The following is a 21,002-nucleotide window of genomic DNA, read 5'->3' on the forward strand; positions in this document are numbered from 1 at the left end:
CTATCTGTGTCAGATCGGGAAACGAATCGGTCGGGTCCAGTGCCCGCAGATGTCATCCGGGCCACGCTGCGTTCCGCGGAACGCCTCGGCCGCGACGTCGCCGATGTGCCGATCGTGGTGATCGCGCATGCCCTCGGGGTGTCGCGCAGCACACTGTTGCGCCAGCTCGGGGGCTCACGTCGCCCCCTCGATGATGCGGTACGCGACATCGGGGTCGACCCCGGCGGGCGCCCGCCGGTGAAGGTGCGCGCAGTCGAATCGGCGGCCGCACTCATCGGCGCCGGCGGCGTGTCGTCCGCCACCCTCGAGGCGATCGCCGAGGATGCGGGGTGTTCGGTGCACAGCCTGTATGCGGCGTTCGGCGGCCGCGAAGGTCTGTTACGTGCGGTCTATGACCGCTATATCCCGGCGCTGAACATGGAAGACGTCATCGGATCGCCGAACACCAACCTGACGCAGATGGTCCGCGCCATTCACCGAACCCTCGCCGATCTGTACCTGCGAGAGCCGCGAGTGCTGGCCGCGGTGCTCGGTGAGACGCTGGCCCGTCCGGCGGGCGCCGGCGCGGGCGCACTGATCGAGCACGGCGCCCTGCGCCTCATCGCGGTCCTCGAAAGGTGGCTGGACGGCGAAGTCGCCGCCGGCCGCATCCGGGATCTGCCGCGCTCCCTGCTCATCCAACAGCTGATCAGCCCGATGTCCGTGCACGCCATCATGCGGCCCGGACTGGTCAACTTCCCACAGGTCGCCCTGCCTGAACTGGAGGCGACGTGCGACTTCTTCGCGGACGCATTCGTGCGCGCAGTCGCAATCGATGGGACGGCTGCCAGGTGATGCAACCCGGCCCGGCTGACTAGCCTGGTCGACCATGGCCGATGTCTTGTGGGCTGCCGCGACGCGGCATCCGTTCCTCCATGCGGTTCGTGACGGCACGATCACGGACTCGGCATTCGACAGCTGGCTCGCTCAAGATGCACTCTTCGTCGCCGACCTGCTGAGCTTTCAGGCGCGCCTGCTTGCACGGGCGCCACGGCCGGCGCAAGGCGTACTCGCCGCAGGCTGTGCCGCGCTTGTCGCCGAACTCGACTGGTTCGAGGACAAGGCGTCGCAGCGGGGCATCGACCTCGACCAGCCGGCACTGCCGGCGACTGTCGCCTACGGCGAACTACTGACGCGACTAGAGGATTCGCCTACCGACGCAGCGTTGACGGCGCTGTGGGTCATCGAGCGGGTGTACCTGATGGCATGGACTTCCGCATCATCACCTGCGTCGCCCTTCAAGGAATTCGTCGACCACTGGACAGATTCCGACTTCGTGGCCTACGTCGAGGCGCTCCGCGATGTCGCCGACCCGGTGGAGTACGCATCGTTGGTCGACGAGGTGCTCGCGCACGAAATCGAGTTCTGGGACATGGCCCTCGCCTGAAGTCCGAGGACTCGGGGTGGTCTGCGAAACACCACACGGGGAGCGCGTACCGCGAGAGAGTGAGGTGGTGACCGCGCCGGACCCGCTGCCGATCGAGAACTTCTCCCACCTCTGTGTCGGGGTGTCGGACCTGGACGCCTCGCTGGCGTTCTACACCGGTGTGCTCGGCATGGATGTCGTCTTCGACGTCGAATTGGCCGGTGCGGGACTAGAGGAGGTCACCGGTACCGCAGGCGCCGCAGGACGCATGGTCGGCGGCCTGATCGGTGCCACCATGATCGAACTCCTGTCGCTCGGCGACGTACCGGCCGTCGTGGACGGCCCGCATCTCGGCTACACCAACATGTCGTTCCGGGTGAGGGATCTCGATGCGGCGCATGAGGCACTGGGCCGGCACGTGGGGGTGCGCTACACCCCACCCACCGACATCGGCGGCGTGCGGATGCTATTCGTTCACGATCCTGACGGCACGCCCATCGAGTTGATCGAACTGCCCGGGGGTCTTACCAGCACCGTTCAGATGTGGCGCGGCGCTTGAGGCCGCACGCCTCAACGGCTCTTGGGCGGCACCGGTGGGCCGGACACGCCGGCGCAATCACCCCTACCTGATCTCCTTCTCCGCGTCAGCCAGCGCCGCGAACTCCTCGTCGGGCGAGTTCGCCACGAGGTGGTGGCGGCTGTAGAGCCCGAAATACGCCATGAGCGCGGCGAAGACGACCAGGCACCAGGTGGCCGCCGTGCTGTCCACCAGGAAGGTGGCCACCACCGACAGCGCCGCGATCACCAGCGCGAAGCCCGTGGTGACGATGCCGCCCGGCGTGCGGTAGGGCCGCGGCATGTCCGGTTCGCGCACCCTGAGCACGATGTGGCTGATCATCATCAGCACGTAGGACAGGGCGGCGCCGAACACCGCCATGTTGAGCAGCATCGCGCCCTGGCCGGTCAGTGACAGGACGAAGCCGATGATGCCGGGCACGATCAGCGCCAGCGTCGGCGCCTTACGGGAATTGGTCAGCGACAGGCGCTTCGGCAGGTAGCCGGCGCGCGACAGGGCGAACAGCTGACGGGAGTAGGCGTAGATGATCGAGAAGAAGCTGGCGATCAGTCCGGCCAGGCCGATGTAGTTGACCACCTTGGCCATCGTCGAGTCTCCCAGCGCCTCCACCAGGGGATTGCCGGATGCGCTGATCACCTCGGCGCCACCGGCACCGGCGGCGAGCACCAGCACCGTGGCTCCGGTGACCACCAGGACGGCCATCGCGGCGATGATGCCGCGGGGCACGTTGCGGGCCGGGTCCTTGGCCTCCTCGGCGGCGAGCGGCACGCCTTCGATGGCGAGGAAGAACCAGATCGCGAAGGGGACTGCCGCCCATATCCCGAGGTAACCGAAGGGGAGGAACGACGAGGCGCCGGCCGCATCGGTGGGCGCGATGTCGGTGAGGTTCGCGGTGTCGAAGCTGCCGATCGCCGCGATGGCGAAGATGAGCAGACCGGCGAGGGCGATGGCCGTGATGACGAACATGACCTTGAGCGCCTCGCCGACGCCGCTGAGGTGGATGCCGATGAACAGCAGGTACACGGCCAGGTACACCCACCAGCCGTCGGTGATGCCGAAGAGGCCGAGGGACTCGACGTAGGCCCCGATGAAGGTGGCGATCGCCGCGGGTGCAATCGCATACTCGATCAGAATGGCTGTGCCGGTTGCGAATCCACCCCACGGGCCGAGTGCCCGACGGGCGAATGTGTAGCCGCCGCCCGCGGCAGGCAGCGCGGAGGACATCTCCGCCATCCCCAGCACCATGGCCAGGTACATGCCCGCGATCAGGACGCCGGCGATCAGCAATCCGCCGAACCCTCCCTCGGCGAGCCCGAAATTCCATCCCGAGTAATCGCCCGAGATCACATACCCGACGCCGAGACCGGCGAGGAGTAGCCATCCCGCGGTGCCTTGCTTGAGGGTGCGCTTGGCGAGGTACTCGTTGGACTCAGATGTGGTCTCCACCCGCTGATGCTAGATCGCGATCGCCGTCGGCGTCGGTTAACTTGGAGTCTGCGAGGGCGACCGTGAGTTCCGCAATGGATCGCGGATCCTGCAGCCGCTCACCGTAGGCGTCGCGGAGCTGGCGGAGCCGATATCGCACGGTGGAGGGCGACACGTGGAGGTCGGCGGCGATGTCGTCACGGCGGCCGTGATGCAACAGCCATGAGCGCAGCGTGGCCGCGAGCCGGGCGGCGGTCACAGCGGGCAGTCCGTGCAGGGGCGCCAGCGCGCGTGCCCGCAGGTCGGCCAATGCCTCGGCATCGGCACTGACCACCAGCTCCACGAGGATCTGGTCGGTGTCGAGTACGGCCGTTGATTGCGCAGGCTGGAACTCTGCTGCACGCATGACGCGGCGAACCGAAGAGTGCGCCTGCATCCACGGGCGGGCGGGCCCTACGACCGCGCCTGTCGCGCCGATCGATTCGAGGAACGATGCCCGCGCCTTCCCGCCGACGGCGGAGACCAGGAACATCCGCATCCCGTGCGGCAACTCGACCGCGTCGTCGGGCACCTCGAGGGTGCGCGAGTCGGCCGTGATGAGCCCGCCACTCTCGTGGTGCCGGTTGGGAAGTGCCACCGCGGTCAGCGTCTGCGACGGCGTCCAGGACGCCTCTTCCGCGGCCCGGCGCAGTTCGTCGGCCGACCCATCCCGCAGCAGAGCCCGCACCAGCCGCTCACGGTGTCTCTCCCGCACCAGCCCCAGTCGGGCGACTTCGTCCGCGTGGCCCGCGACGCCCGCTGCCGAGATCCGATCGAGGTAGGCGAACGACGTCTCGGCGAAGACGCTCACCTCGTCGCTTCCCACGCCGTGCCCGACGGCCAACGCCGACCACTCGCGCCAGATCTCACGGACCCCGATCCGATAGGCCGCCAGCTGCACTTCGGTGGGCCGGCCCTGGCGCGCTTCCCGTCGGCCGAAACCGTAAGCGGTGTCGAGCACTTCCTGCATCGACGTCGCAGAGCTCCGGGGATCGGCCGCACCGCGCAGCTGCTCGATCAGCGCGGTCAGCAGTTGATCAGCCGATGCGTAGATCACCGGCCGCCACGACTCCTGCGCGGCCAGCGCGAATGCGGGCACCTCGGCGATCACCGCCTCGACCATCCTGTCGGTCAGCGCCGGCAGCCCCGCGCGCATCGCCTCCAGCGTCTGTGGTGGCAGCTGGGGAAGTCTCGCCGCGGCGGGCGGCCCTTTCGACATAGTCCGTGATGATAGGCCGCGCGCCGGCATCCGACTGTCCGGAGAGGTCAGGTTCGTGCGGAATCTTGGCCCGTACGAGGCGAGAAACTGTCCGAAGAAGTCGCCATGATGGTGTCATCAGGTCGCGCGGCATGCGCGTCGGCCTTGCGGACACGCCTCCGTCGTCGAAAGAGGACTTCATGACTGCATCTGCTTCGTTCACCGCGCCCGGCCGGGAGGACTTCGCCCTTCGCCTGCTCAAGGGTTCGGCCAAGAAGTCATACGAGCCGATCGTCGACATCAATTGGGACGCTCCGCTTCCCGACGACAAGTACTTCCTGCCCCCGCAGATGTTGAGCTTGTACGGCGCCCCGCTGTGGGAGCGCATGAGCGATCGGCAACGCATCGACCTGTCCCGGCAGGAGTTCGTCAACTACATCTCCATGGGTATCTGGTTCGAGAACATGCTCAACCAGTCCCTGCTGCGCGCGATGATGCACTCCTCCCCCACGTCGCACAGCACCTTCTACGAGCTCACGGAGTTGGGCGACGAGGCGCGCCACATGTTGATGTTCGGGAAGGCCATCGAACGGGTGGGCGTCGAGCCGTTCTGGCCGACCAAGGGCGGCGCACGCAGGGTCAACACGATGGCGCTGATCTTCCGCGGACCGATGCTGTGGATCGGCGCCCTGGTCGGTGAGGAGCTCTTCGATGCGGTGCAACGCCAGATCCTCGACGACGCCGACGAAATCCAGCCGCTGGTCCAACGCGTGATGCGCATTCACGTCACCGAGGAAGCCCGCCACATTCAGTTCGCACGCGACGGCATCCGCCGCGACGTCGGCGAGCTGTCACGCGCGACGCGCCTGGCCATCTCGAATCTGCACGGCCTCGGCGCCTCGCTCTACTTCGGCCATTTCACCCGCCGCGCCCTCTACGACCGGATCGGCCTCGACGGGGGCGAGGCGCAACGCCAAGCTCGCGCCAACCCACAATTCCACGCGACGCTGCGAGCCGGGTTCGAGCCGCTGGCCGCCTTCCTCGACGAGGTCGGCCTGATGGGTCCGATCGCCCGCCGCATGTGGACGAGGTGCCACTTCCTGTGACCATCGGATCCGACGACGGCGTCTACGACGGGCCGGCCAGTCTCGTGGTCGGCGAGAAGCGCCATCCCGTCCGCATCCGTGCCACCGGACATCTCAACCCGTTCGACGGCCATTACCACTGGCAGGGCACCGTGCTCGACGCACCAGCCCAGATCAAGGCCGGTGGAGCGGTCGTGCTGTGCGTCGGCGATCGTGACGCCACCGCACGACTGGTCGAGCACACCGCCGCCGGGGACCTCATGATCAGCGGCACGGGCCGTCCGCCGTTCTGGCCGTGACTGTTGCAGGTTCAGATCTTGCCGACGAACGCACGCAGCTCGTCGGCGACGTTCCCATCAGCTTCGACGTCGAGCACGGACATCGGGCGACGGCCGGCGAGCCAGCCGACCACATCGGCCGCCGACCCCGTCAGGACGGCGATGGGCTGATCGGCAGCCCCGAATGACCACTCATGATCCTCGTTGGTACGCAACATGATCCTGGCGGTGGGCAGTCGCTTGGCGTGATACCGGACCAACGGCGGAATTGCTCTGGCGAGGTGAACCGACGCTCCCGCCGGATGATCCCCTCCACAAACTGCGGCTTGGGATGCAAATGAACTCCTCGCGCAGCCAGCGCTCGCACCCCGAAAGCGAGCGCTCCTGCCACGCGATCTGCCGCGACGACGTGCGCCGCGAGGTCGAACGCAGTCCAAGCGCCGCACGCGGTTTCGGCATCGGGGGCAACGGACTCCAGCGAGTCAGCCAGCATGGCGCGCTCAGCGTCCACATCGTCGCCGATCGTGATGCCTTCTGCGTCTCGACTCACCATCGCCATCCCCTTCAACGCACTTAGCGTTCTCTCAGCGTACCTTAGAGTTGTCTTACTTTTCTTAGAGTTGTGTTAACGTCGCTGAGCGGGTGAACCGCGGAGGCGGAGAGCGACGTGACTGACCAAGCTGTAGTCCTCGGCGGAGGAATCGCCGGATTGCTCAGTGCTGCCGTGATGGCCGGCGAATTCGACGAGGTCGCTGTTGTGGAGCGAGACCGGTTGCCCGACAGCCCTATCGGTCGGCGTGGCATACCTCAGGGACCGCACCTGCACAGCGTGCTGGCCAAGGGGTGGCAGGTCATCGAGGATCTGCTGCCGGGCTTCCGCGCGGACCTCGCCGCCGCCGGCGCGGTGATGCTCGACGACGAAAGCTTCGGCACCCGGGTGCACATGCAGAACGGCCCGTACACCTTCAACCGCACCGATCCGATATCGGATCCTGCCGCGCTGGCTCTGTACCTGGCGACCCGCCCCATGGTCGAATTCCAATTGCGTCGACGGGTCGCCGCGCTACCCAACGTGACCGTCAGGGATGGACATGATGTCTGCGATTTCGTAGCGGCACAACCCCATCGGATCACCGGCGTCAGCGTCCGCGACCGCCAGAGCGGCGTCGGCAGCACCCTGAGGGCCGATCTCGTCGTCGACGCCACCGGGCGCGCGTCCCGCACACCCCGACTGCTCGAGAATCTCGGCTACACCCGTCCGCCACACCGGTCCTTCACCGTCCGCGGCGTGTACTACAGCCAGCAGATCACCATCCCGGACCAGGACACGTTCCCCGAACGGCTGATCCTGGTCCTTCCGCAGGGCAGCACCGGCCGCGGCGGACTCGTCGCCGGCGAGAACGACACCTGGACGCTGACTGCCGCCGGACGCACTCACGACGGGGTCGCGGCGCCGTCGTCATTCGCCGACATGCTCGCCCTCGCTGCGCAATTCGTACCGCCGCACATCCTGCCGGCACTGAAGCGCGCACGCCCGCTGACCGATGTGGCGGTCTACCACTATCCCGGCGGCATCTGGCACCGCTACGAGCAGCAGGCCCACCATCCCGACGGCCTGCTCGTGGTCGGCGACGCGCTGTGCTGTCTGGATCCGGTCTTCGGCCAGGGCATCACGATGGCGGCCTTGCACGCCGCTGCGTTGCGCGCCGAGCTGCGCGGCGGCACGTCTGTCGGGCCCGAACGCTTCCACCGCTCACTCGCCTCTGTCATCGCGCCGGTGTGGGCTGCGAATCAACCCGCTGGCAGGACTCCGGCGCGCAGTTCGAGACACAGGGTGCAGCGGCGGGTCATCGACTGGAGTCAGCGAATGATTCTCGAATCGGCGGACGACATCGTCGTGACCGAGCGGCTCTACCGCGTGGGGAACATGATCGACCCACCACAGCGTCTCCTCGAGCCGGCGCTACTCGCGCGGGTGGCGGCCCACCACACCCGGCGACCATGGATCCGCTTGCGGCGTCGAAGAGGCGCGCCGAAGCGATCGAAGGAATGGTGACGCGGGCGCGCTGCCGATGCGGTCGATGCGGCCAGGAATCTGTACTGCCCTAGGCTCCTGATCATGAATTTCGGAGGGAAAGTCGCTTTGATCACCGGCGCGACAAGCGGAATCGGCGAGGTCACCGCGACGCTGTTGGCCCGCCATGGAGCGCACGTCTTGGTCTCAGGCCGTGACCAGCAGCGTGGAAACCGAGTCGTTGAGACCATCCGCGCGGCGGGGGGCAGCGCCGACTTCCTCAGTGCAGCGCTGGTCGATGCGCAGGGCTGCCGGGCACTTGCCGCCGCCGCGTCCGAAATCGCCGGGCGCGTGGACATCTTGATCAACAACGCCGCCGTCGGAACATTCGGTCGCACCGAGAAGATCGCTGAGACAGACTTCGACTACTGCTACGCCGTCAACGTCAAGGCACCCTTCTACCTGGTTGGCGCGCTCGCTCCGGCGATGGCCGCCCGCGGAGACGGTGTGATCGTCAATGTGTCGACCATGGTTGCTTCGTTCGGCACCGCGGGATCCGCGGTCTATGCGTCCAGTAAGGCCGCGCTGAACCACCTGACCAAGTGTTGGGCCGCCGAGTACGGACCCAGAGGTGTTCGCGTCAATGCCGTCGCTCCCGGCCCCACCCTGACCGATAACGCCGTCGCCCAGTTCGGCGAGGATGGGCTGGCGCAGATGATGAGTCACGCCCCGGCGCGACGAGCAGCGGCTCCCCACGAAATAGCCTCGGCGATAGCGTTTCTCGCCAGCGATGAGGCGCGCTTCGTCCACGGGGCCATTCTCCCGGCGGACGGAGGCCGCAGCGCTTCGTGACACCGCATACTTCCGGTGACAGCGTTTGCTGCTCCCTATTTGAATTGTCTAAGCCCAGAAAGTGGTCACCGGGTTGCGGCATGTAGATTGCGATCAAAATGGGCCCGTGTGCATATAGCGCACGCAATTCGGTAGGCTCGGTCAAGGCAGTCGAGACGATGAATTCCGCTAGGTCAGGAGCAGCGCGCGCGGATGGACACTGAACGCGAAGAGTACTGGCGTGTCACTGAATACGTGCTCGACCTCAGTCGCGATCTGATTCTTCGACGTGAAATCGCGATGCGCACCCGTATAGCGCTTCTAGCGACATTCTGCCCAGAAGTGCTCACCCGGGTCATCAATAACATCGGTGCCGTGGGTTGCATTCAGCTTGACGAGACATATGAGCTCAATGTGTCCGGTCAGCCGGGGGTTGTTCGTTCCCTCCAGCCGTTCGATGTTCTTTCGGGTGCCAATTCTGCCGATTCGTTGATCGAGGCGCTCGAGGAAACTGCACTTGCGCTCCGGCGTGTGTTCGGCGCGGCCGGTGACCGGGTGCACAGCCTCCCCGCCGCCGCCATGAAATCACCGAGCACCGAGGTGTTGCAGAGCACGATGCCGGTGGTCGCATCGCTGATCAGCACCTGTGTGTCGCTCGAGCCGTTGTCTGCATTCTCCACGCCGGCCTTGGAGGCGAAGCTGGCAATCGTCCTCGGGTTCATCCGCTGCCGGCACAAGTCTCTGGTCGACGTCGATTAGAGCCACTGCTCCCGCCCGTCCGTCCCTGAAGAGCTCAGACGAGGTAGGTGCCGTGCCCCTCACGCACCAACGCGCCGTCGAAGACGAGGACTTCGTTGACGAGTCCACCGCGCTGGTTGCGGTAGTTGATCACCAGGAGCGATTCGCCGCGATACACGCCGAGGATCTCGAAGTGCAGGTCCGCCATGCCGGCCAGCGCCGTTGTCCAGTATTCGCGCAAGGCCTGCTTTCCGCGGACCACTCCGCCGCTTCCCGGCACCACTCGCGCGGCGATCGGAGAGGTGAACAGCACATCGTCGTGGAAGTGCGCCAGCACCGCCTCGACGTCGTGCGCATTCCACGCAAGCACCCACTCTTCGGCGAACGCTTGCGGATCCGGTGTGGACATCGGCACAACCTCCAGCCATCAGCGGGTCAGCGCCGCACAGTGATGGGACCATTGTCCCGTGCGCGTTTCGCGCATCGAGAACCGCCCACGGGCCAACAGCCGCAGGCCTGACTCTGCTCCGGTGAGGAAACCACTGTGTTCACTGGCCTCAGCGCCTTCCCGCTGACTCCCCTGCGTGACGGTGCGGTTGACGAAGCGGCATTCACGAAGCTGGTCGCCCGCCTCGCCACTGCGCGGGTCGATTCGATCTCCGCACTGGGGTCAACAGGCTCCTATGCGTATCTGACTCGCGGGGAACGCGCACGTGTCGCCCGCCTCGCTGTCGAGCACGCCGCCGACGTTCCGGTGATCATCGGAGTGGGCGCGCTCCGTACCGAGCACGTTCTCGAGCTCGTCGAGGACGCACAAGAGGCAGGAGCCTCGGGCGTGTTGCTCGCCCCGCTCTCCTACCAGGCCCTCACCGCGGACGACGTGTACGGATTGTACGAAGACGTGACGCGCGCGCTCACCGTGCCGCTGGTCGTCTACGACAATCCAGGCACCACGCACTTCACCTTCACCGACGACCTCTACCGGGCGATCGCCGCCCTCCCCCACGTCGCATCGCTCAAGATCCCCGGAGTCCCCACTGACCCGGCGCGAGCGGCCATCCGTGTTGCGCGATTGCGCGACCTGTTGCCGGCCGGAACAGCACTCGGAGTGTCGGGCGATGCGTTCGGGGCCACCGGGCTCAACGCGGGCTGCGACTCCTGGTACTCGGCCGTCGGCGGCACGCTGCCCCGCCTGGCACTGGACATCACGCGCGCAGCGCAGGCCGGCGACCGTGTAGGCGCCTCCAGCCACTCCGAACGTCTTGCGCCCCTGTGGAATCTCTTCGCCAAGCACGGCAGTCTCCGAGTCACCGCCGCTGTCGCGGAGCACCTCGGCCTGGCTCCACCCCACAGCCTCCCGCTGCCCATTCGCGGTCTGGCAGCGGCCGACCGGGCTGACGTCGTCGAGGTGTGCACGAAACTCGGTCTGACGATGTGAAGGACGACGGCAGGTCGCGGATCACGTGCTCCGTTTGGCCGCCTTCTTCGCCGGCGCTGTGCCGGTCGCCTTCGCCGCCTGCTTGGCCGCCTTTGACGCCGCCTTCTTGACCGGCGCCGCCGCCTTCTTGGCCGGCGTCGCCGCCTTCTTGGCCGGCGTCGACGCCTTCTTGGCCGGCGCCGCCGCCGCCCCCGCCGCCGCCTGCCCTGTTGCCTTCTTGGCGGGACTGGGCGCGCGCTTCGCTGCTGCCTTCTTCGCCGGCGTGGCCTTCGCCGGGGTGGGTGTCGACGTCGACGAAGCAGCGGTCTTGGGCGCTGACTTCTTCGCCGCCGAGGCCGTCCTGGGTGCTGACTTCTTGGCCGGCGGTGAGGCAGCCTTCTTCGCGGGAGCAACATTCGCGGGACTCGCGGCTGGGGTCGTCGGCGCCTTCTTCGCCGTGCGCGCGGCGGACTTCGTCACGGGCGCGGCTTTCCGGGCCTGTGATGCAGCCGCCTTGGCCTTGCCCGCCGTGCTCGGCGGCTTCGGTTTCTCAGCGGTCGACGCGCCGTCACCCTTCGACGTTGCGCGACCGGCCCGCTTCGCGGCTGAGCCGATGGTGCTGTTGACTACGTCGACGGTCGCTTTGACGGCTTGTTCTGCTCCCTGCCGCAGCCTGCGCCCGATGCCCGGACTGTCCTTGGTCATACGCACCTCACCCCTGTTCCTTTGCACTCAGGTACCTACTTTTATCCGGAAACAAACGCGCCGGCTCATCGACACGCTCAGCGGTCAGGAGCCAGATCGAGACCGGCTGCGGTTCGCCTTTGGCCGGGCTGCGGCGGGTTTCATCGGCGAGGCGAAGACACCGGCTGCCACGGCGGCCAGCGCCGCGTCCGCGGCCCGGATGGCGTCGCGCTCGGTGAGACGTCGGGTGCTGGTCAAGAATTGGTAATAGAGCGGCGCTGACACATGCCGGATCACCGCCGCGGAGTCGGTGCCAAGGGGTGCCTCCCCCCTGGCTTCTGCGTCGTCGACACACGTCGACCACTCGGCGATCCGGCGGGCATAGAACTCCGACAGCGCCTCCGCGGTGCGGTCGTCGTAGGTGGCGGCGGCAATGATCGCCTTGAACAACCGTCCCTGGCGACCGGACGACAGAGTGCGACGGACGAGTGCCGCGTTGGCGCGGAGATCGCCGCGGAGCGACCCGGTGTCCGCGCGCGGCACCGACGTCTCGGCCATATCGGCCAGGAGGTCGGCCATCAACGCGGCCACCGATCCCCACCGCCGGTAGACGGTCGACCGCCCGACGCCTGCACGATCGGCGACGGCAGTGAGCTCGACGGCATCCAGACCGACTTCGACCAGCAGGTCGGTTGTCGCGCCCAGGACCGCCGTCCGTACCGCGGCACTCCGCCCACCAGGCCGTGACATTCCGGTCATGCCGCCCATGCTAACGGGAATGCGTTCCCGATAACGCTTGTTGTTGACGATGGCCGTTTAAAGAGAACATCGTCTTGTTAAGGAGCGACATGGAGTATCGACGAGTAGGCGATTCCGGCCTGGTGGTGTCCGAGATCGGCTTCGGTGCCGCCACCTTCGGCGGAGTCGGTGAGTTCTTCGGCGCCTGGGGTGACACCGACGTCGAGGCGGCCCGGCGCATCGTCAAGCGATGCCTCGACGCCGGAGTCACGCTGTTCGACAGTGCCGACGTGTATTCCGACGGCGCATCGGAGGAGGTGCTGGGGGCGGCGTTGCGCGGAATCCGCGACGAGGTCGTGATCTCGACCAAGGCTGCGTTGCCCACCTCGCCGGACGACTGGGGCACCTCCCGATCTCGGCTGCTGCGGGCGGTCGAGTCCGCGCTGCGCCGCCTGAACACCGATCGCATCGACCTGTTCCAGCTGCACGGCTATGACGCCTTCACGCCGATCGACGAGGTGCTGCAGACACTGGAGACACTCGTCACGCAGGGCAAGATCCGCTACGTGGGAGCATCGAACTTCGCGGGATGGCAATTGATGAAGTCACTCGCACAGGCGGATTCCGGCAATCGCCCGCGGTACGTGGCACACCAGGTCTACTACTCGCTCGCCGGCCGCGACTATGAGTGGGAGTTGATGCCGCTGGCTCGGGAGGAGGGCGTCGGCGCGCTGGTGTGGAGTCCGCTCGGGTGGGGGCGGCTGACCGGCAAGATCCGTCGAGGCGCACCGCTACCCGAGCGCAGTCGCCTGCACACCACCGCTGACGCGGGACCGCCCGTCGACGACGAGCGATTGTTCACGATCGTCGACGCACTGGAGATCGTCGCCGAGGAGTCCGAGCACACGGTCGCGCAGGTCGCGCTCAACTGGCTGCTCGGCCGGCCGACGGTGTCGTCGGTCCTCATCGGCGCCCGCGACGAGGCCCAATTGGTTCAGAACCTCGGGGCAGCCGGATGGCGGCTGACCGCCGAGCAGGTCGGACAGCTGGACCGGGCCAGCGCGGTCGACGCGCCGTATCCCTACTTCCCCTACTACCGGCAGGAAGGTTTCGCGACGCTCAACCCTCCCATGGTCTGACGCTCATGTCCGCATGACTGCAGCTGCAAGCCCTTTGGCATTCGTCGCGATGCGTCGCTTGCTCATCTTCAAGTCGCGGCGCTGATATGCGTAGAGCTGCGGGTCCACCGCTGCCAGCAGCATGTCGGCGTGCCAGCCGGCGTTCGCTGCGTCGAGATCGGTCCGAGCTGCCCGCAGAAGCGTGACGATGTGCAGCCGCCACCCCTGATAGGCGCCCAGCTTCAGCCGCCCCGGCGGGATCGCGTCGGTCACCAGGAGCGCGCCGAGGTTGCGCTCGGTCAGCGACACCAGCGCGTCGAGGAACGCGGTGATCCGGTCGCCGGCAGGGGCGCCGGGGCCGAGAGGCGGAGGCCCGGACAGTATCGCTTCCTGCAAGGTCCGCTCATCACCGCCGACCAACGCGGCCAGTAGCCCGGCCTTGTCACCGAACCTTCGGTACAGCGTTCCGACGCCCACGCCGGCTCGCTGGGCGATCACCCGCATGTCGACGTCGCCGGCGTCGGGCCCGCGCAGCAGTGCACGCGCGGCGTCGAGCACGTTCGCTTCGTTGCGTGCCGCGAGATCACGCTGGGGCTGCCACCCGGTCGACCCTGTTTCCGGCATGTCGTCAGCATATTGCGGAATACCGTTCCGGACCTTCGCGTTGCACTCGCGGAACACAGTTCCGCACATTGAAGGAGTCCGATGAATCGAGTGCTGCTGATCAACGCCTCACCCCGCGGCGAAGACTCTCGTTCATTACGTCTGGCCAACCGGTTCCTCGAGGCCTATCGCAAGAGATGTGCCGACGTCGAGGTGGACCGCCTGAACACGTTCTCCGACCTCGCCCCGTTCGGCCAGCGCCAAGTCGACGCGAAGATGGCGGTGATCGCACGACAGCCGGTTCCGGCGGAAGCGGCCGGCGACTGGGCGGAGGTGCTCGACGTGGCGGCGCGCGTGCAACTCGCCGACACACTGGTCTTCGCGGTGCCGATGTGGAACGGCGCCATCCCATGGTCACTCAAGCTCTTCATCGACACCATCACACAACCCGGCGTCGCCTTCACCTTCGATCCGGCGACCGGCTACCGCGGCCTGCTCGGCGGCAGGCGCGCGGTGACGATGTACACCAGCCGGGTGTACGCACCAGGCCTGACCCCGGCCTTCGGTGTGGATCACCAGTCGACGTACCTACGGTGGTGGCTCGAATACTGCGGCATCACCGACATCCACGAACTGCGAATGCAGACGCTCACACCAGACCAGGACTCGGCGAACCGCGCGGTCCAACTGCTCGCCGAAGCACTCGCACCGCGGCGACCCCGATGACTGCGTGGGGCTGGCTGCTGACCGCGGCGCTGGCGGAAGTGGCGTGGTCGCAGAGCATCAAACCGACCGAAGGTTTCACCAGACCATTTCCCACACTGCTCTGCCTGGCACTCGCCGTCGCGGCCGTCTACCCGCTCACCCTCGCCATGCGCGACATACCGGTGGGCACCGCCTACGCCGTGTTCACCGGCCTCGGAGCCACCGGCGCCGTCACACTCGGCATCCTGATCTACGGCGACCCCATCACAGCGCTGCGACTCACCGGCATCACCCTCGTCGTCAGCGGCGTCGTCATACTGCAGGCCGCGTCGAACTGAGCCGATTCGATTAGCCTGATTAACAGGTGGCGCAGGGGATACCCCCTGGGTCAGGATCGGCTCGGAGGAGATTGATGCGTCAGCGACTGCCTGGATGGGCGATGACGAGATTGGCGATCGTCGGTGTGGCGGCGCTGCTCGTCACCGGCTGTGAGGCCCAGGTGTGGGGTTCGCCGCCGGCTGCGGAAAACACTCCGCAGGCGCCGGTGGCCGCTCCGCAGGCCCCTGTCCCGGCGATGCCCGAGGCGCCACCTGCGCAACCGACGGCCTCCTTCGACGGCCTCGACGCCCGCGTCCGCCAGGCCACGGCCGACGCGGCCGCATCCGGGGCCGACATCGAGACCGTCGTCATGGACCGCAACACCGGTCAGATCGTCTCGAACGGAGACAACAAGCCCTTCCCGATCGCATCGGTGGTCAAGCTGTTCATCGCCGACGACCTGCTGCTGCAGGAGTCCGAGGGCAAGACGCAGCTCTCCGATGCCGACCGCACGTCGCTCGACACGATGCTGCGCGCCTCCGACGACAGCGCCGCCCAGAACTTCTGGGATCGCAGCGGCGGGAACGCCGTCATCGCCCGCATCAAGGCGCGGTACGGATTGTCGGGCACGACGGCGCCCTACAACGGCCACTGGGACGTGACCACCAGCACCGCAAGCGATCTGGTCCGCTACTACGACATGCTGCTGGACGGCACGGGCGGGCTGCCGCCCGAACAGGCGAATGTCATCATCAGCAACCTCGCGCAATCCACACCGACAGGGAACGACGGATATCCGCAACGGTTCGGCATCCCCGAAGGGCTCTACGCCGAGCCGGTCGCGGTCAAGCAGGGCTGGTTCTGCTGCTGGAACGGCGCCAACCAGTTGCACGTGTCCACCGGCGCGATCGGATCCGAACGCCGCTACGTGATGGCCATCGGCTCCCTGGATCCCACCAGCGAGGCCGCGGCGCGCGAGAACATCACTGCGGCCGTCAAGACAATGTTCCCGGGCGGCAAGATCTGACCGTCGAAAACGGTTGACTCGCCGCGGAACCCGACGGCACCACTCGCGGATTGTCGCCGGAATTTGGCGAGTCACACCCGCGATGCACCGGGTTAGGCTGAGAATTCCGGAGGGCGGGACGGGGCGATGCTCAGTAATGCGTGGACTGACTACTGGTGGGTGCTGTTGCCACTGCTGTATCTCGCAGTGCTCATCGTGCTGATTCGCCGCGGTCTGTGGGCGACGGTGGGACAGATGGTCATGTTGGCCTCTCTCTGCGCGCTGATCCTCTACCTACCGTTCAGCCACCCGCCGATGAGCTATGTCCTGGCCGTGCTCACCGTGCTCGACCTCTTGTTGTTCGTGCAAGTCAACCTTCAACCCCTGTCGAGGGGCCGCGGACGTCACAGCCGAGCTGCTGAGGGCTGAGGACGCTTCCGAAGCGTTGATCACGCCCCGCAGTGGCGGCGGAGCTCTTCGTCCGCGGTGTGGTGCCGCAGTCGGCTCTCACACCGCCGCGGCTGCACGGAGTTGTCCGACCGGCCGTTTACGATTCCTGCGGCACACCCGTGGCCGATGAAAGGAACGAGCAGTGAGTTACACCGCCGCCGACATCACCGAGCTCGACGATGTCCAGCACACGCGCCTGCGGCCCGCGGTGAACCTCGGCCTGGACGTGCTCAACACTGCGCTGCGCGAGTTGGTGGACAACGCGATCGAAGAGGTCGCCGACCCCAGCCACGGTGGGGCACGCGTCACCATCACCCTGCATGCCGACGGTTCCGTCAGCGTCGCTGACGACGGCCGCGGTCTGCCCGTCGACTCCGACCCGGTGAACGGGAAGAACGGGATCGTCAAGACACTCGGTACCGCACGGGCGGGTGGCAAGTTCTCCGCGCACACCGACGCTACGAGCACCGGCGCCGGCCTGAACGGAATCGGCGCCGCAGCAGCGGTGTTCATCTCCGCGCGTACCGACGTGACGGTCCACCGCGCGGGCAAGACCTACCTGCAGAGCTTCGGCGGCGGCTATCCCGGCGTGTTCGAGGGCAAGGAGTTCGACCCGGACGCCCCGTTCACCCGTGCCGACACCCAGAAGCTGCGCGGCTCCGGCAACCGCAAGCCCGACGCGCACGGCACCACGGTGCGCATCCTGTTCGACCCTGCCGTGGTGCCGGACTCGAGCGTGGACATCAACGAGGTGCTGCTCCGCGCGCACGCCGCCGCCCGGATGTCGCCGGGAGTGCACCTGACCGTCACCGACGAAGGCTGGCCCGGCGAGGAGGTTCGGCCCGAGCTGACCGAGCCGTTCACCGGCCCGTGGGGCACCGCCACTCTGCTGGACCTCATGTGCACCGCCGCAGGCACGCCCGTACCCGGCGTGCGCGCGGTGGTGGAGGGCCGCGGCGAATACACCACCGGGCGCGGCCCGACCCCCTTCCGCTGGTCTATGACGGCCGGACCCGCCGAGCCCGCCACCGTCGCCGCGTTCTGCAACACCGTGCGAACGCCCGGCGGTGGCTCGCACCTGAACGCTGCGGTGAAGGGGCTGTCCGAAGCACTCGCCGACCGCGCGTCGCGCATGCGCGATCTGGGCCTGGCCAAAGGCGAGGACGGCCCGGAGGCCCAGGACTTCGCCGCGGTGACCGCATTGGCCGTGGACACCCGCGCGCCCGATGTGTCATGGGACTCGCAGGCCAAGACCGCGGTGTCCTCGCGGTCGCTGAACGTCGCGATGGTTCCGGATGTGGCACGCAGCGTGACCATCTGGGCGGCCAACCCCAGCAACGGCGACGCGGTGTCGTTGTGGACCAAAATGGCGCTCGAGGCGGCCCGCGCTCGGCGCAGCGCCGAAGGCGCCAAAGCCCGGTCCCGAGCGGCGTCGAAGGCCAAGGGCCTCGGAACCAACCTGTCGCTGCCGCCCAAGCTCTTACCCAGTCGGGAGACCGGACGTGGGTCAGGAGCCGAATTGTTCCTGTGCGAGGGCGACTCGGCACTGGGCACCATCAAGGCGGCGCGCGACGCCACCTTCCAGGCGGCCTTTCCGCTGAAGGGCAAGCCGCCCAACGTCTACGGCTTCACCCTGAGCAAGGCCAGGGTCAAGGACGAGTTCGACTCCATCGAGCGGATCCTGGGCTGCGGGGTTCGTGACAACTGCGATCCGGAATCGTGCCGCTACGACCGCATCTTGTTCGCCTCGGACGCCGATCCCGACGGCGGCAACATCAACTCGAGCCTCATCTCGATGTTCCTGGATTTCTACCGCCCACTCGTCAAGGCCGGGATGATCTACGTGACATTGCCGCCGCTGTTCGTCGTCAAGGACGGCCAGCAGCGGATCTACTGCCAGGACGAATCCGAACGTGACGCCGCCGTCGCACGGATGAAGGCCACATCCAAACGCAAGGTGGAGGTCCAGCGGAACAAGGGTCTGGGCGAGATGGACGCCGACGACTTCTGGAACACCGTGCTTGATCCGCAGCGGCGCACCGTGATCCGGGTGCACCTCGATGACGGCGACCCGAAGCTGCACCACACTCTGTTCGGCGGACCGCCAGAAGGCCGGCGCACGTGGATGGCCGATGTGGCCTCGCGCATCGACACCGCTGCTCTGGACCTCGAGTAGGAGTACAACGTGACCGCCATCATCGAGCAGAATCCCGACCTGGTGCTCGACCAGAGTGCCGACGACTACTGGAACCACTACCAGCTCACCTTCGCCCTCTACAGCGTCAGTGACCGCGCGATCCCGTCCGCCTTCGACGGTCTCAAGCCGGGGCAGCGCCGTCTGCTGTATCAGATGTACGACTCCAGACTGCTGCCCGGAAACAAGCCGCAGAAGTCCTCCAAGGTGTGCTCGGCCGTCACCGGCAATCTGCACCCACACGGCGGTGCCTCCATGTACGGGGCCGCGGCGCTGATGGCCGCCGAGTTCCAGCGCGTGAAAGTCATCGACGGGCAGGGTGCCTTTCCGCGCATCCAGGGCGACATCCCCGCGGCGGACCGCTACACCGAGATGCGGTTGTCGGCGCCGGGCGCGGCACTGACCGCCGAACTCGCAGACCACGCGGTGCCGATGGTCTCCACGTTCGACGGCGAATGGATCGAGCCGACGGTGTTGCCGGCGCAGTGGCCGGTGCTGCTGTGCAACGGTGCCGTCGGCATCGCCGAGGGTTGGGCCACCAAGGTGCCCGCACACAATCCGCGGGAGATCATGGCGGCCTGCCGAGCGCTGCTGAAAACCCCGAACATGACCGACGACAGGTTGGTCAAACTGATTCCCGGCCCGGACTGGGGCTGCGGCGCGAGCGTGGTCGGCGCCACCGGGCTGCGGGAGTACATCACCACCGGCCGGGGCGCATTCACGGTGCGCGGCAAGGTGTCCGTGGACGGCAAGAACGTCATCGTCACCGAGCTGCCACCCGGTGTCGCGAGCGCGACTGTGCAGGAACGGATCCGGGCTCTGGTCGACTCGGGCGAACTGCCCGGGGTCGCGGACATGTCGGATCTGACCGACCGCCGCAACGGGCTGCGCATCCTCGTCACGGCCAAACGCGGTCACAGTGCCGAAACGATCCGTGAGCAGCTGCTCGCCCTGACACCGCTGGAGTCGACGTTCGCTGCCAGTCTGGTCGCACTCGACGAGAACCGGGTGCCGCGTTGGTGGTCGGTGCGTGAGCTGATTGCGGCATTCCTCTCGTTGCGTGATTCGGTGGTGTTGCACCGCAGCCAGTACCGGCTGGAGAAGGTCACCGCGCGCCGCCACCTGGTCGCGGGCCTGATGAAGATCCATCTCGACATAGATACCGCCGTCGCGATCATTCGTAGCTCCGACACCGTCGACGAGGCCCGGCAGGGACTGCAGGAGCGGTTCGCGATCGACACCGAACAGGCCGATTACGTTCTGGCGCTGCAGCTGCGCCGGCTGACGAAGCTCGACGTCATCGAGTTGCAGGCCGAAGCGGAGAAGCTGGACGCCGAATTCGTCGAACTCACCGAACTGGTGTCGAATCCCGATGCGCGGCGGGTGGTGATCGACCAAGAGCTGGTGGAAACGGCGAAACTGTTCAAGGGGGCTGAATTCGACCGCCGCACCGTGCTCGACGTCGACGCCACACCGACGGTGTCCGGATCCGACGAGGACGGCTCCCGTGAGCGGAAGGTCAACACGGCCTGGCGGCTCGATGACCGCGGCGTGTTCTCCGACCGGCACGGAGAGCTGCTCACCTCGGGTCTGGGCTGGGCGGTGTGGACCGACGGTCGGGTGAAGTTCACCAACGGGAACGGTCTGCCGTTCAAGATCCGCGACATCCCGGTGGCACCGGACATCACCGGGCTGGTGCAGTCAGGGGTCCTCGCACCCGGGTCGCATCTGGCCTTGGTGACGCGACGCGGAAAGGTGCTGCGGATCGATCCCACCGCGGTGAATCCTCAGGGCGCGGCCGGCAACGGCGTGGCCGGAGTGAAGTTGGCCGCGGATGGCGACGAGGTGATCGCCGCGCTGCCGCTCACATGCGAGAACGGCGAGGCGATCCTGTCGATCTCTGAGAAGGGCTGGAAGGTCACCGAAGTCGCCGACATCCCGGTGAAGGGCCGTGGTGGCGCCGGCGTCGGATTCCACCCGTTCGTCGGCGGCGAGACCGCGCTGCTGGCGGCCGCGGTCTCGCCGACCGGGTATGTGCGCGGGAAGCGGGCGGTGCGAGCCGAGAAGCGTGCCAAGGCTTCCGTCAAGGGTTCCGGCAGCGACGTGACGCCTGCGGGGTAAAGCTCGCCGCCAGGCAATCGCGGTCGATCCCGTGCTGTCGGCACTGCGCCCGGCTACC

The 21,002-nt window shown here is 67.2% G+C and carries 24 protein-coding genes; 16 read left to right on the plus strand and 8 right to left on the minus strand.

From position 1 onward, the window contains the following. Positions 1–39 precede the first annotated feature (39 nt). The 3 genes from O6P37_RS15145 (at position 40) to O6P37_RS15155 (ending at position 1,964) form a co-directional block, all read left to right on the plus strand. Positions 40–834, plus strand: coding sequence for a TetR/AcrR family transcriptional regulator (locus tag O6P37_RS15145; RefSeq protein WP_269894862.1), 795 nt, complete (start codon positions 40–42; stop codon positions 832–834). A gap of 34 nt (positions 835–868) precedes the next feature. Then, positions 869–1,426 carry a thiaminase II/PqqC family protein gene (locus O6P37_RS15150; protein WP_269894863.1) on the plus strand — a complete coding sequence of 186 codons (558 nt, stop codon included), beginning with the start codon at positions 869–871 and terminating at the stop codon, positions 1,424–1,426. Between the two features lie 67 nt (positions 1,427–1,493). Then, positions 1,494–1,964 carry a VOC family protein gene (locus O6P37_RS15155; protein ID WP_269894864.1) on the plus strand — a complete coding sequence of 157 codons (471 nt, stop codon included), beginning with the start codon at positions 1,494–1,496 and terminating at the stop codon, positions 1,962–1,964. 63 nt (positions 1,965–2,027) lie between these two features. Here O6P37_RS15155 and eat read toward each other — a convergent pair whose 3' ends face one another. Next, a complete protein-coding gene (gene eat, locus O6P37_RS15160; protein WP_269894865.1) occupies positions 2,028–3,428 on the minus strand; it encodes an ethanolamine permease in 1,401 nt (466 codons plus the stop codon). Next, positions 3,412–4,665: a PucR family transcriptional regulator gene (locus O6P37_RS15165; RefSeq protein ID WP_269894866.1), complete on the minus strand. Its 1,254-nt coding sequence runs from the start codon at positions 4,663–4,665 to the stop codon at positions 3,412–3,414. Before O6P37_RS15165 ends, eat begins: the two co-directional genes overlap by 17 nt. Positions 4,666–4,844: 179 nt before the next feature. Here O6P37_RS15165 and O6P37_RS15170 point away from each other — a divergent pair, with 179 nt between their 5' ends. Together O6P37_RS15170 and O6P37_RS15175 are read left to right on the plus strand one after the other, a co-directional pair. Further along, positions 4,845–5,750: an AurF N-oxygenase family protein gene (locus O6P37_RS15170; RefSeq protein WP_269894867.1), complete on the plus strand. Its 906-nt coding sequence runs from the start codon at positions 4,845–4,847 to the stop codon at positions 5,748–5,750. Continuing rightward, on the plus strand, positions 5,747–6,028 hold the full coding sequence (locus tag O6P37_RS15175) for a DUF4873 domain-containing protein (protein WP_264012617.1): 282 nt from the start codon (positions 5,747–5,749) through the stop codon (positions 6,026–6,028). Before O6P37_RS15170 ends, O6P37_RS15175 begins: the two co-directional genes overlap by 4 nt. Positions 6,029–6,039: 11 nt before the next feature. Here O6P37_RS15175 and O6P37_RS28545 read toward each other — a convergent pair whose 3' ends face one another. Together O6P37_RS28545 and O6P37_RS28550 are read right to left on the minus strand one after the other, a co-directional pair. Then, on the minus strand, positions 6,040–6,225 hold the full coding sequence (locus O6P37_RS28545) for a hypothetical protein (RefSeq protein WP_269894868.1): 186 nt from the start codon (positions 6,223–6,225) through the stop codon (positions 6,040–6,042). Continuing rightward, a complete protein-coding gene (locus O6P37_RS28550) occupies positions 6,159–6,566 on the minus strand; it encodes a maleylpyruvate isomerase N-terminal domain-containing protein (RefSeq protein ID WP_408633177.1) in 408 nt (135 codons plus the stop codon). Before O6P37_RS28550 ends, O6P37_RS28545 begins: the two co-directional genes overlap by 67 nt. Before the next feature lie 108 nt (positions 6,567–6,674). On the opposite strand from O6P37_RS28550, the gene O6P37_RS15185 reads away from it, so the two are divergent. The 3 genes from O6P37_RS15185 (at position 6,675) to O6P37_RS15195 (ending at position 9,611) form a co-directional block, all read left to right on the plus strand. Continuing rightward, the gene (locus O6P37_RS15185; RefSeq protein ID WP_269894869.1) at positions 6,675–8,063 is read left to right on the plus strand and encodes an FAD-dependent oxidoreductase; all 1,389 of its coding nucleotides are present in this window, start codon (positions 6,675–6,677) and stop codon (positions 8,061–8,063) included. Between the two features lie 63 nt (positions 8,064–8,126). Further along, positions 8,127–8,873, plus strand: coding sequence for an SDR family NAD(P)-dependent oxidoreductase (locus tag O6P37_RS15190; RefSeq protein ID WP_269894870.1), 747 nt, complete (start codon positions 8,127–8,129; stop codon positions 8,871–8,873). A 192-nt stretch (positions 8,874–9,065) separates the two neighbouring features. Next, the gene (locus tag O6P37_RS15195; RefSeq protein ID WP_269894871.1) at positions 9,066–9,611 is read left to right on the plus strand and encodes a hypothetical protein; all 546 of its coding nucleotides are present in this window, start codon (positions 9,066–9,068) and stop codon (positions 9,609–9,611) included. Positions 9,612–9,645: 34 nt separating this feature from the next. On the opposite strand, the gene O6P37_RS15200 is transcribed toward O6P37_RS15195, so the two are convergent. Next, positions 9,646–9,999, minus strand: a complete 354-nt coding sequence (locus O6P37_RS15200; RefSeq protein ID WP_269894872.1) for a nuclear transport factor 2 family protein — start codon at positions 9,997–9,999, stop codon at positions 9,646–9,648. 135 nt (positions 10,000–10,134) lie between these two features. Between O6P37_RS15200 and O6P37_RS15205 the strand changes: the two genes are divergently transcribed. Continuing rightward, on the plus strand, positions 10,135–11,028 hold the full coding sequence (locus O6P37_RS15205; RefSeq protein ID WP_269894873.1) for a dihydrodipicolinate synthase family protein: 894 nt from the start codon (positions 10,135–10,137) through the stop codon (positions 11,026–11,028). A 21-nt stretch (positions 11,029–11,049) separates the two neighbouring features. Here the strand turns inward: O6P37_RS15205 and O6P37_RS15210 are convergent, their stop codons facing one another. Both O6P37_RS15210 and O6P37_RS15215 read right to left on the minus strand, forming a co-directional pair. Then, the gene (locus O6P37_RS15210) at positions 11,050–11,712 is read right to left on the minus strand and encodes a DNA-binding protein (protein ID WP_269894874.1); all 663 of its coding nucleotides are present in this window, start codon (positions 11,710–11,712) and stop codon (positions 11,050–11,052) included. 84 nt (positions 11,713–11,796) lie between these two features. Further along, positions 11,797–12,450, minus strand: coding sequence for a TetR/AcrR family transcriptional regulator (locus O6P37_RS15215; RefSeq protein WP_269894875.1), 654 nt, complete (start codon positions 12,448–12,450; stop codon positions 11,797–11,799). An 89-nt stretch (positions 12,451–12,539) separates the two neighbouring features. Between O6P37_RS15215 and O6P37_RS15220 the strand changes: the two genes are divergently transcribed. After that, a complete protein-coding gene (locus O6P37_RS15220) occupies positions 12,540–13,568 on the plus strand; it encodes an aldo/keto reductase (protein ID WP_269894876.1) in 1,029 nt (342 codons plus the stop codon). 3 nt (positions 13,569–13,571) lie between these two features. Here O6P37_RS15220 and O6P37_RS15225 read toward each other — a convergent pair whose 3' ends face one another. Further along, positions 13,572–14,228 carry a TetR/AcrR family transcriptional regulator gene (locus tag O6P37_RS15225; protein ID WP_269894877.1) on the minus strand — a complete coding sequence of 219 codons (657 nt, stop codon included), beginning with the start codon at positions 14,226–14,228 and terminating at the stop codon, positions 13,572–13,574. Between the two features lie 24 nt (positions 14,229–14,252). Between O6P37_RS15225 and O6P37_RS15230 the strand changes: the two genes are divergently transcribed. The 6 genes from O6P37_RS15230 (at position 14,253) to O6P37_RS15255 (ending at position 20,944) form a co-directional block, all read left to right on the plus strand. Beyond that, entirely contained in the window at positions 14,253–14,876 is a 624-nt protein-coding gene (locus O6P37_RS15230) for an FMN-dependent NADH-azoreductase (protein ID WP_269894878.1), read from the plus strand. Continuing rightward, positions 14,873–15,193, plus strand: a complete 321-nt coding sequence (locus O6P37_RS15235; protein ID WP_269894879.1) for a DMT family transporter — start codon at positions 14,873–14,875, stop codon at positions 15,191–15,193. The genes O6P37_RS15230 and O6P37_RS15235 overlap by 4 nt, the downstream gene beginning before the upstream one ends. 74 nt (positions 15,194–15,267) lie before the next feature. Continuing rightward, positions 15,268–16,200 carry a serine hydrolase gene (locus O6P37_RS15240; RefSeq protein WP_269894880.1) on the plus strand — a complete coding sequence of 311 codons (933 nt, stop codon included), beginning with the start codon at positions 15,268–15,270 and terminating at the stop codon, positions 16,198–16,200. A gap of 126 nt (positions 16,201–16,326) precedes the next feature. Next, positions 16,327–16,608 carry a hypothetical protein gene (locus O6P37_RS15245; RefSeq protein ID WP_269894881.1) on the plus strand — a complete coding sequence of 94 codons (282 nt, stop codon included), beginning with the start codon at positions 16,327–16,329 and terminating at the stop codon, positions 16,606–16,608. 163 nt (positions 16,609–16,771) lie between these two features. Then, positions 16,772–18,805 carry a toprim domain-containing protein gene (locus tag O6P37_RS15250; protein WP_269894882.1) on the plus strand — a complete coding sequence of 678 codons (2,034 nt, stop codon included), beginning with the start codon at positions 16,772–16,774 and terminating at the stop codon, positions 18,803–18,805. A gap of 9 nt (positions 18,806–18,814) precedes the next feature. Next, a complete protein-coding gene (locus O6P37_RS15255) occupies positions 18,815–20,944 on the plus strand; it encodes a DNA gyrase subunit A (RefSeq protein WP_269894883.1) in 2,130 nt (709 codons plus the stop codon). The last annotated feature ends 58 nt before the right edge of the window (positions 20,945–21,002 follow it).

The organism is Mycobacterium hippophais, assembly GCF_027529605.1.
Classification (GTDB): Bacteria; Actinomycetota; Actinomycetes; order Mycobacteriales; family Mycobacteriaceae; genus Mycobacterium; species Mycobacterium arseniciresistens.

What these genes read in the sequence shown, in the direction of transcription:
- O6P37_RS15170 (WP_269894867.1), top strand. Translation starts at nt 4,845, where the DNA reads ATGACTGCATCTGCTTCGTTCACCGCGCCCGGCCGGGAGGACTTCGCC.
- O6P37_RS15235 (WP_269894879.1), top strand. Translation starts at nt 14,873, where the DNA reads ATGACTGCGTGGGGCTGGCTGCTGACCGCGGCGCTGGCGGAAGTGGCG.
- O6P37_RS15220 (WP_269894876.1), top strand. Translation starts at nt 12,540, where the DNA reads ATGGAGTATCGACGAGTAGGCGATTCCGGCCTGGTGGTGTCCGAGATC.
- O6P37_RS15210 (WP_269894874.1), bottom strand. Translation starts at nt 11,712, where the DNA reads ATGACCAAGGACAGTCCGGGCATCGGGCGCAGGCTGCGGCAGGGAGCA.
- O6P37_RS15240 (WP_269894880.1), top strand. Translation starts at nt 15,268, where the DNA reads ATGCGTCAGCGACTGCCTGGATGGGCGATGACGAGATTGGCGATCGTC.
- O6P37_RS15245 (WP_269894881.1), top strand. Translation starts at nt 16,327, where the DNA reads ATGCTCAGTAATGCGTGGACTGACTACTGGTGGGTGCTGTTGCCACTG.
- O6P37_RS15190 (WP_269894870.1), top strand. Translation starts at nt 8,127, where the DNA reads ATGAATTTCGGAGGGAAAGTCGCTTTGATCACCGGCGCGACAAGCGGA.
- O6P37_RS15215 (WP_269894875.1), bottom strand. Translation starts at nt 12,450, where the DNA reads ATGACCGGAATGTCACGGCCTGGTGGGCGGAGTGCCGCGGTACGGACG.
- O6P37_RS15200 (WP_269894872.1), bottom strand. Translation starts at nt 9,999, where the DNA reads ATGTCCACACCGGATCCGCAAGCGTTCGCCGAAGAGTGGGTGCTTGCG.
- O6P37_RS15195 (WP_269894871.1), top strand. Translation starts at nt 9,066, where the DNA reads ATGGACACTGAACGCGAAGAGTACTGGCGTGTCACTGAATACGTGCTC.
- O6P37_RS15165 (WP_269894866.1), bottom strand. Translation starts at nt 4,665, where the DNA reads ATGTCGAAAGGGCCGCCCGCCGCGGCGAGACTTCCCCAGCTGCCACCA.
- O6P37_RS15150 (WP_269894863.1), top strand. Translation starts at nt 869, where the DNA reads ATGGCCGATGTCTTGTGGGCTGCCGCGACGCGGCATCCGTTCCTCCAT.
- O6P37_RS28545 (WP_269894868.1), bottom strand. Translation starts at nt 6,225, where the DNA reads ATGTTGCGTACCAACGAGGATCATGAGTGGTCATTCGGGGCTGCCGAT.
- O6P37_RS28550 (WP_408633177.1), bottom strand. Translation starts at nt 6,566, where the DNA reads ATGGCGATGGTGAGTCGAGACGCAGAAGGCATCACGATCGGCGACGAT.
- O6P37_RS15230 (WP_269894878.1), top strand. Translation starts at nt 14,253, where the DNA reads ATGAATCGAGTGCTGCTGATCAACGCCTCACCCCGCGGCGAAGACTCT.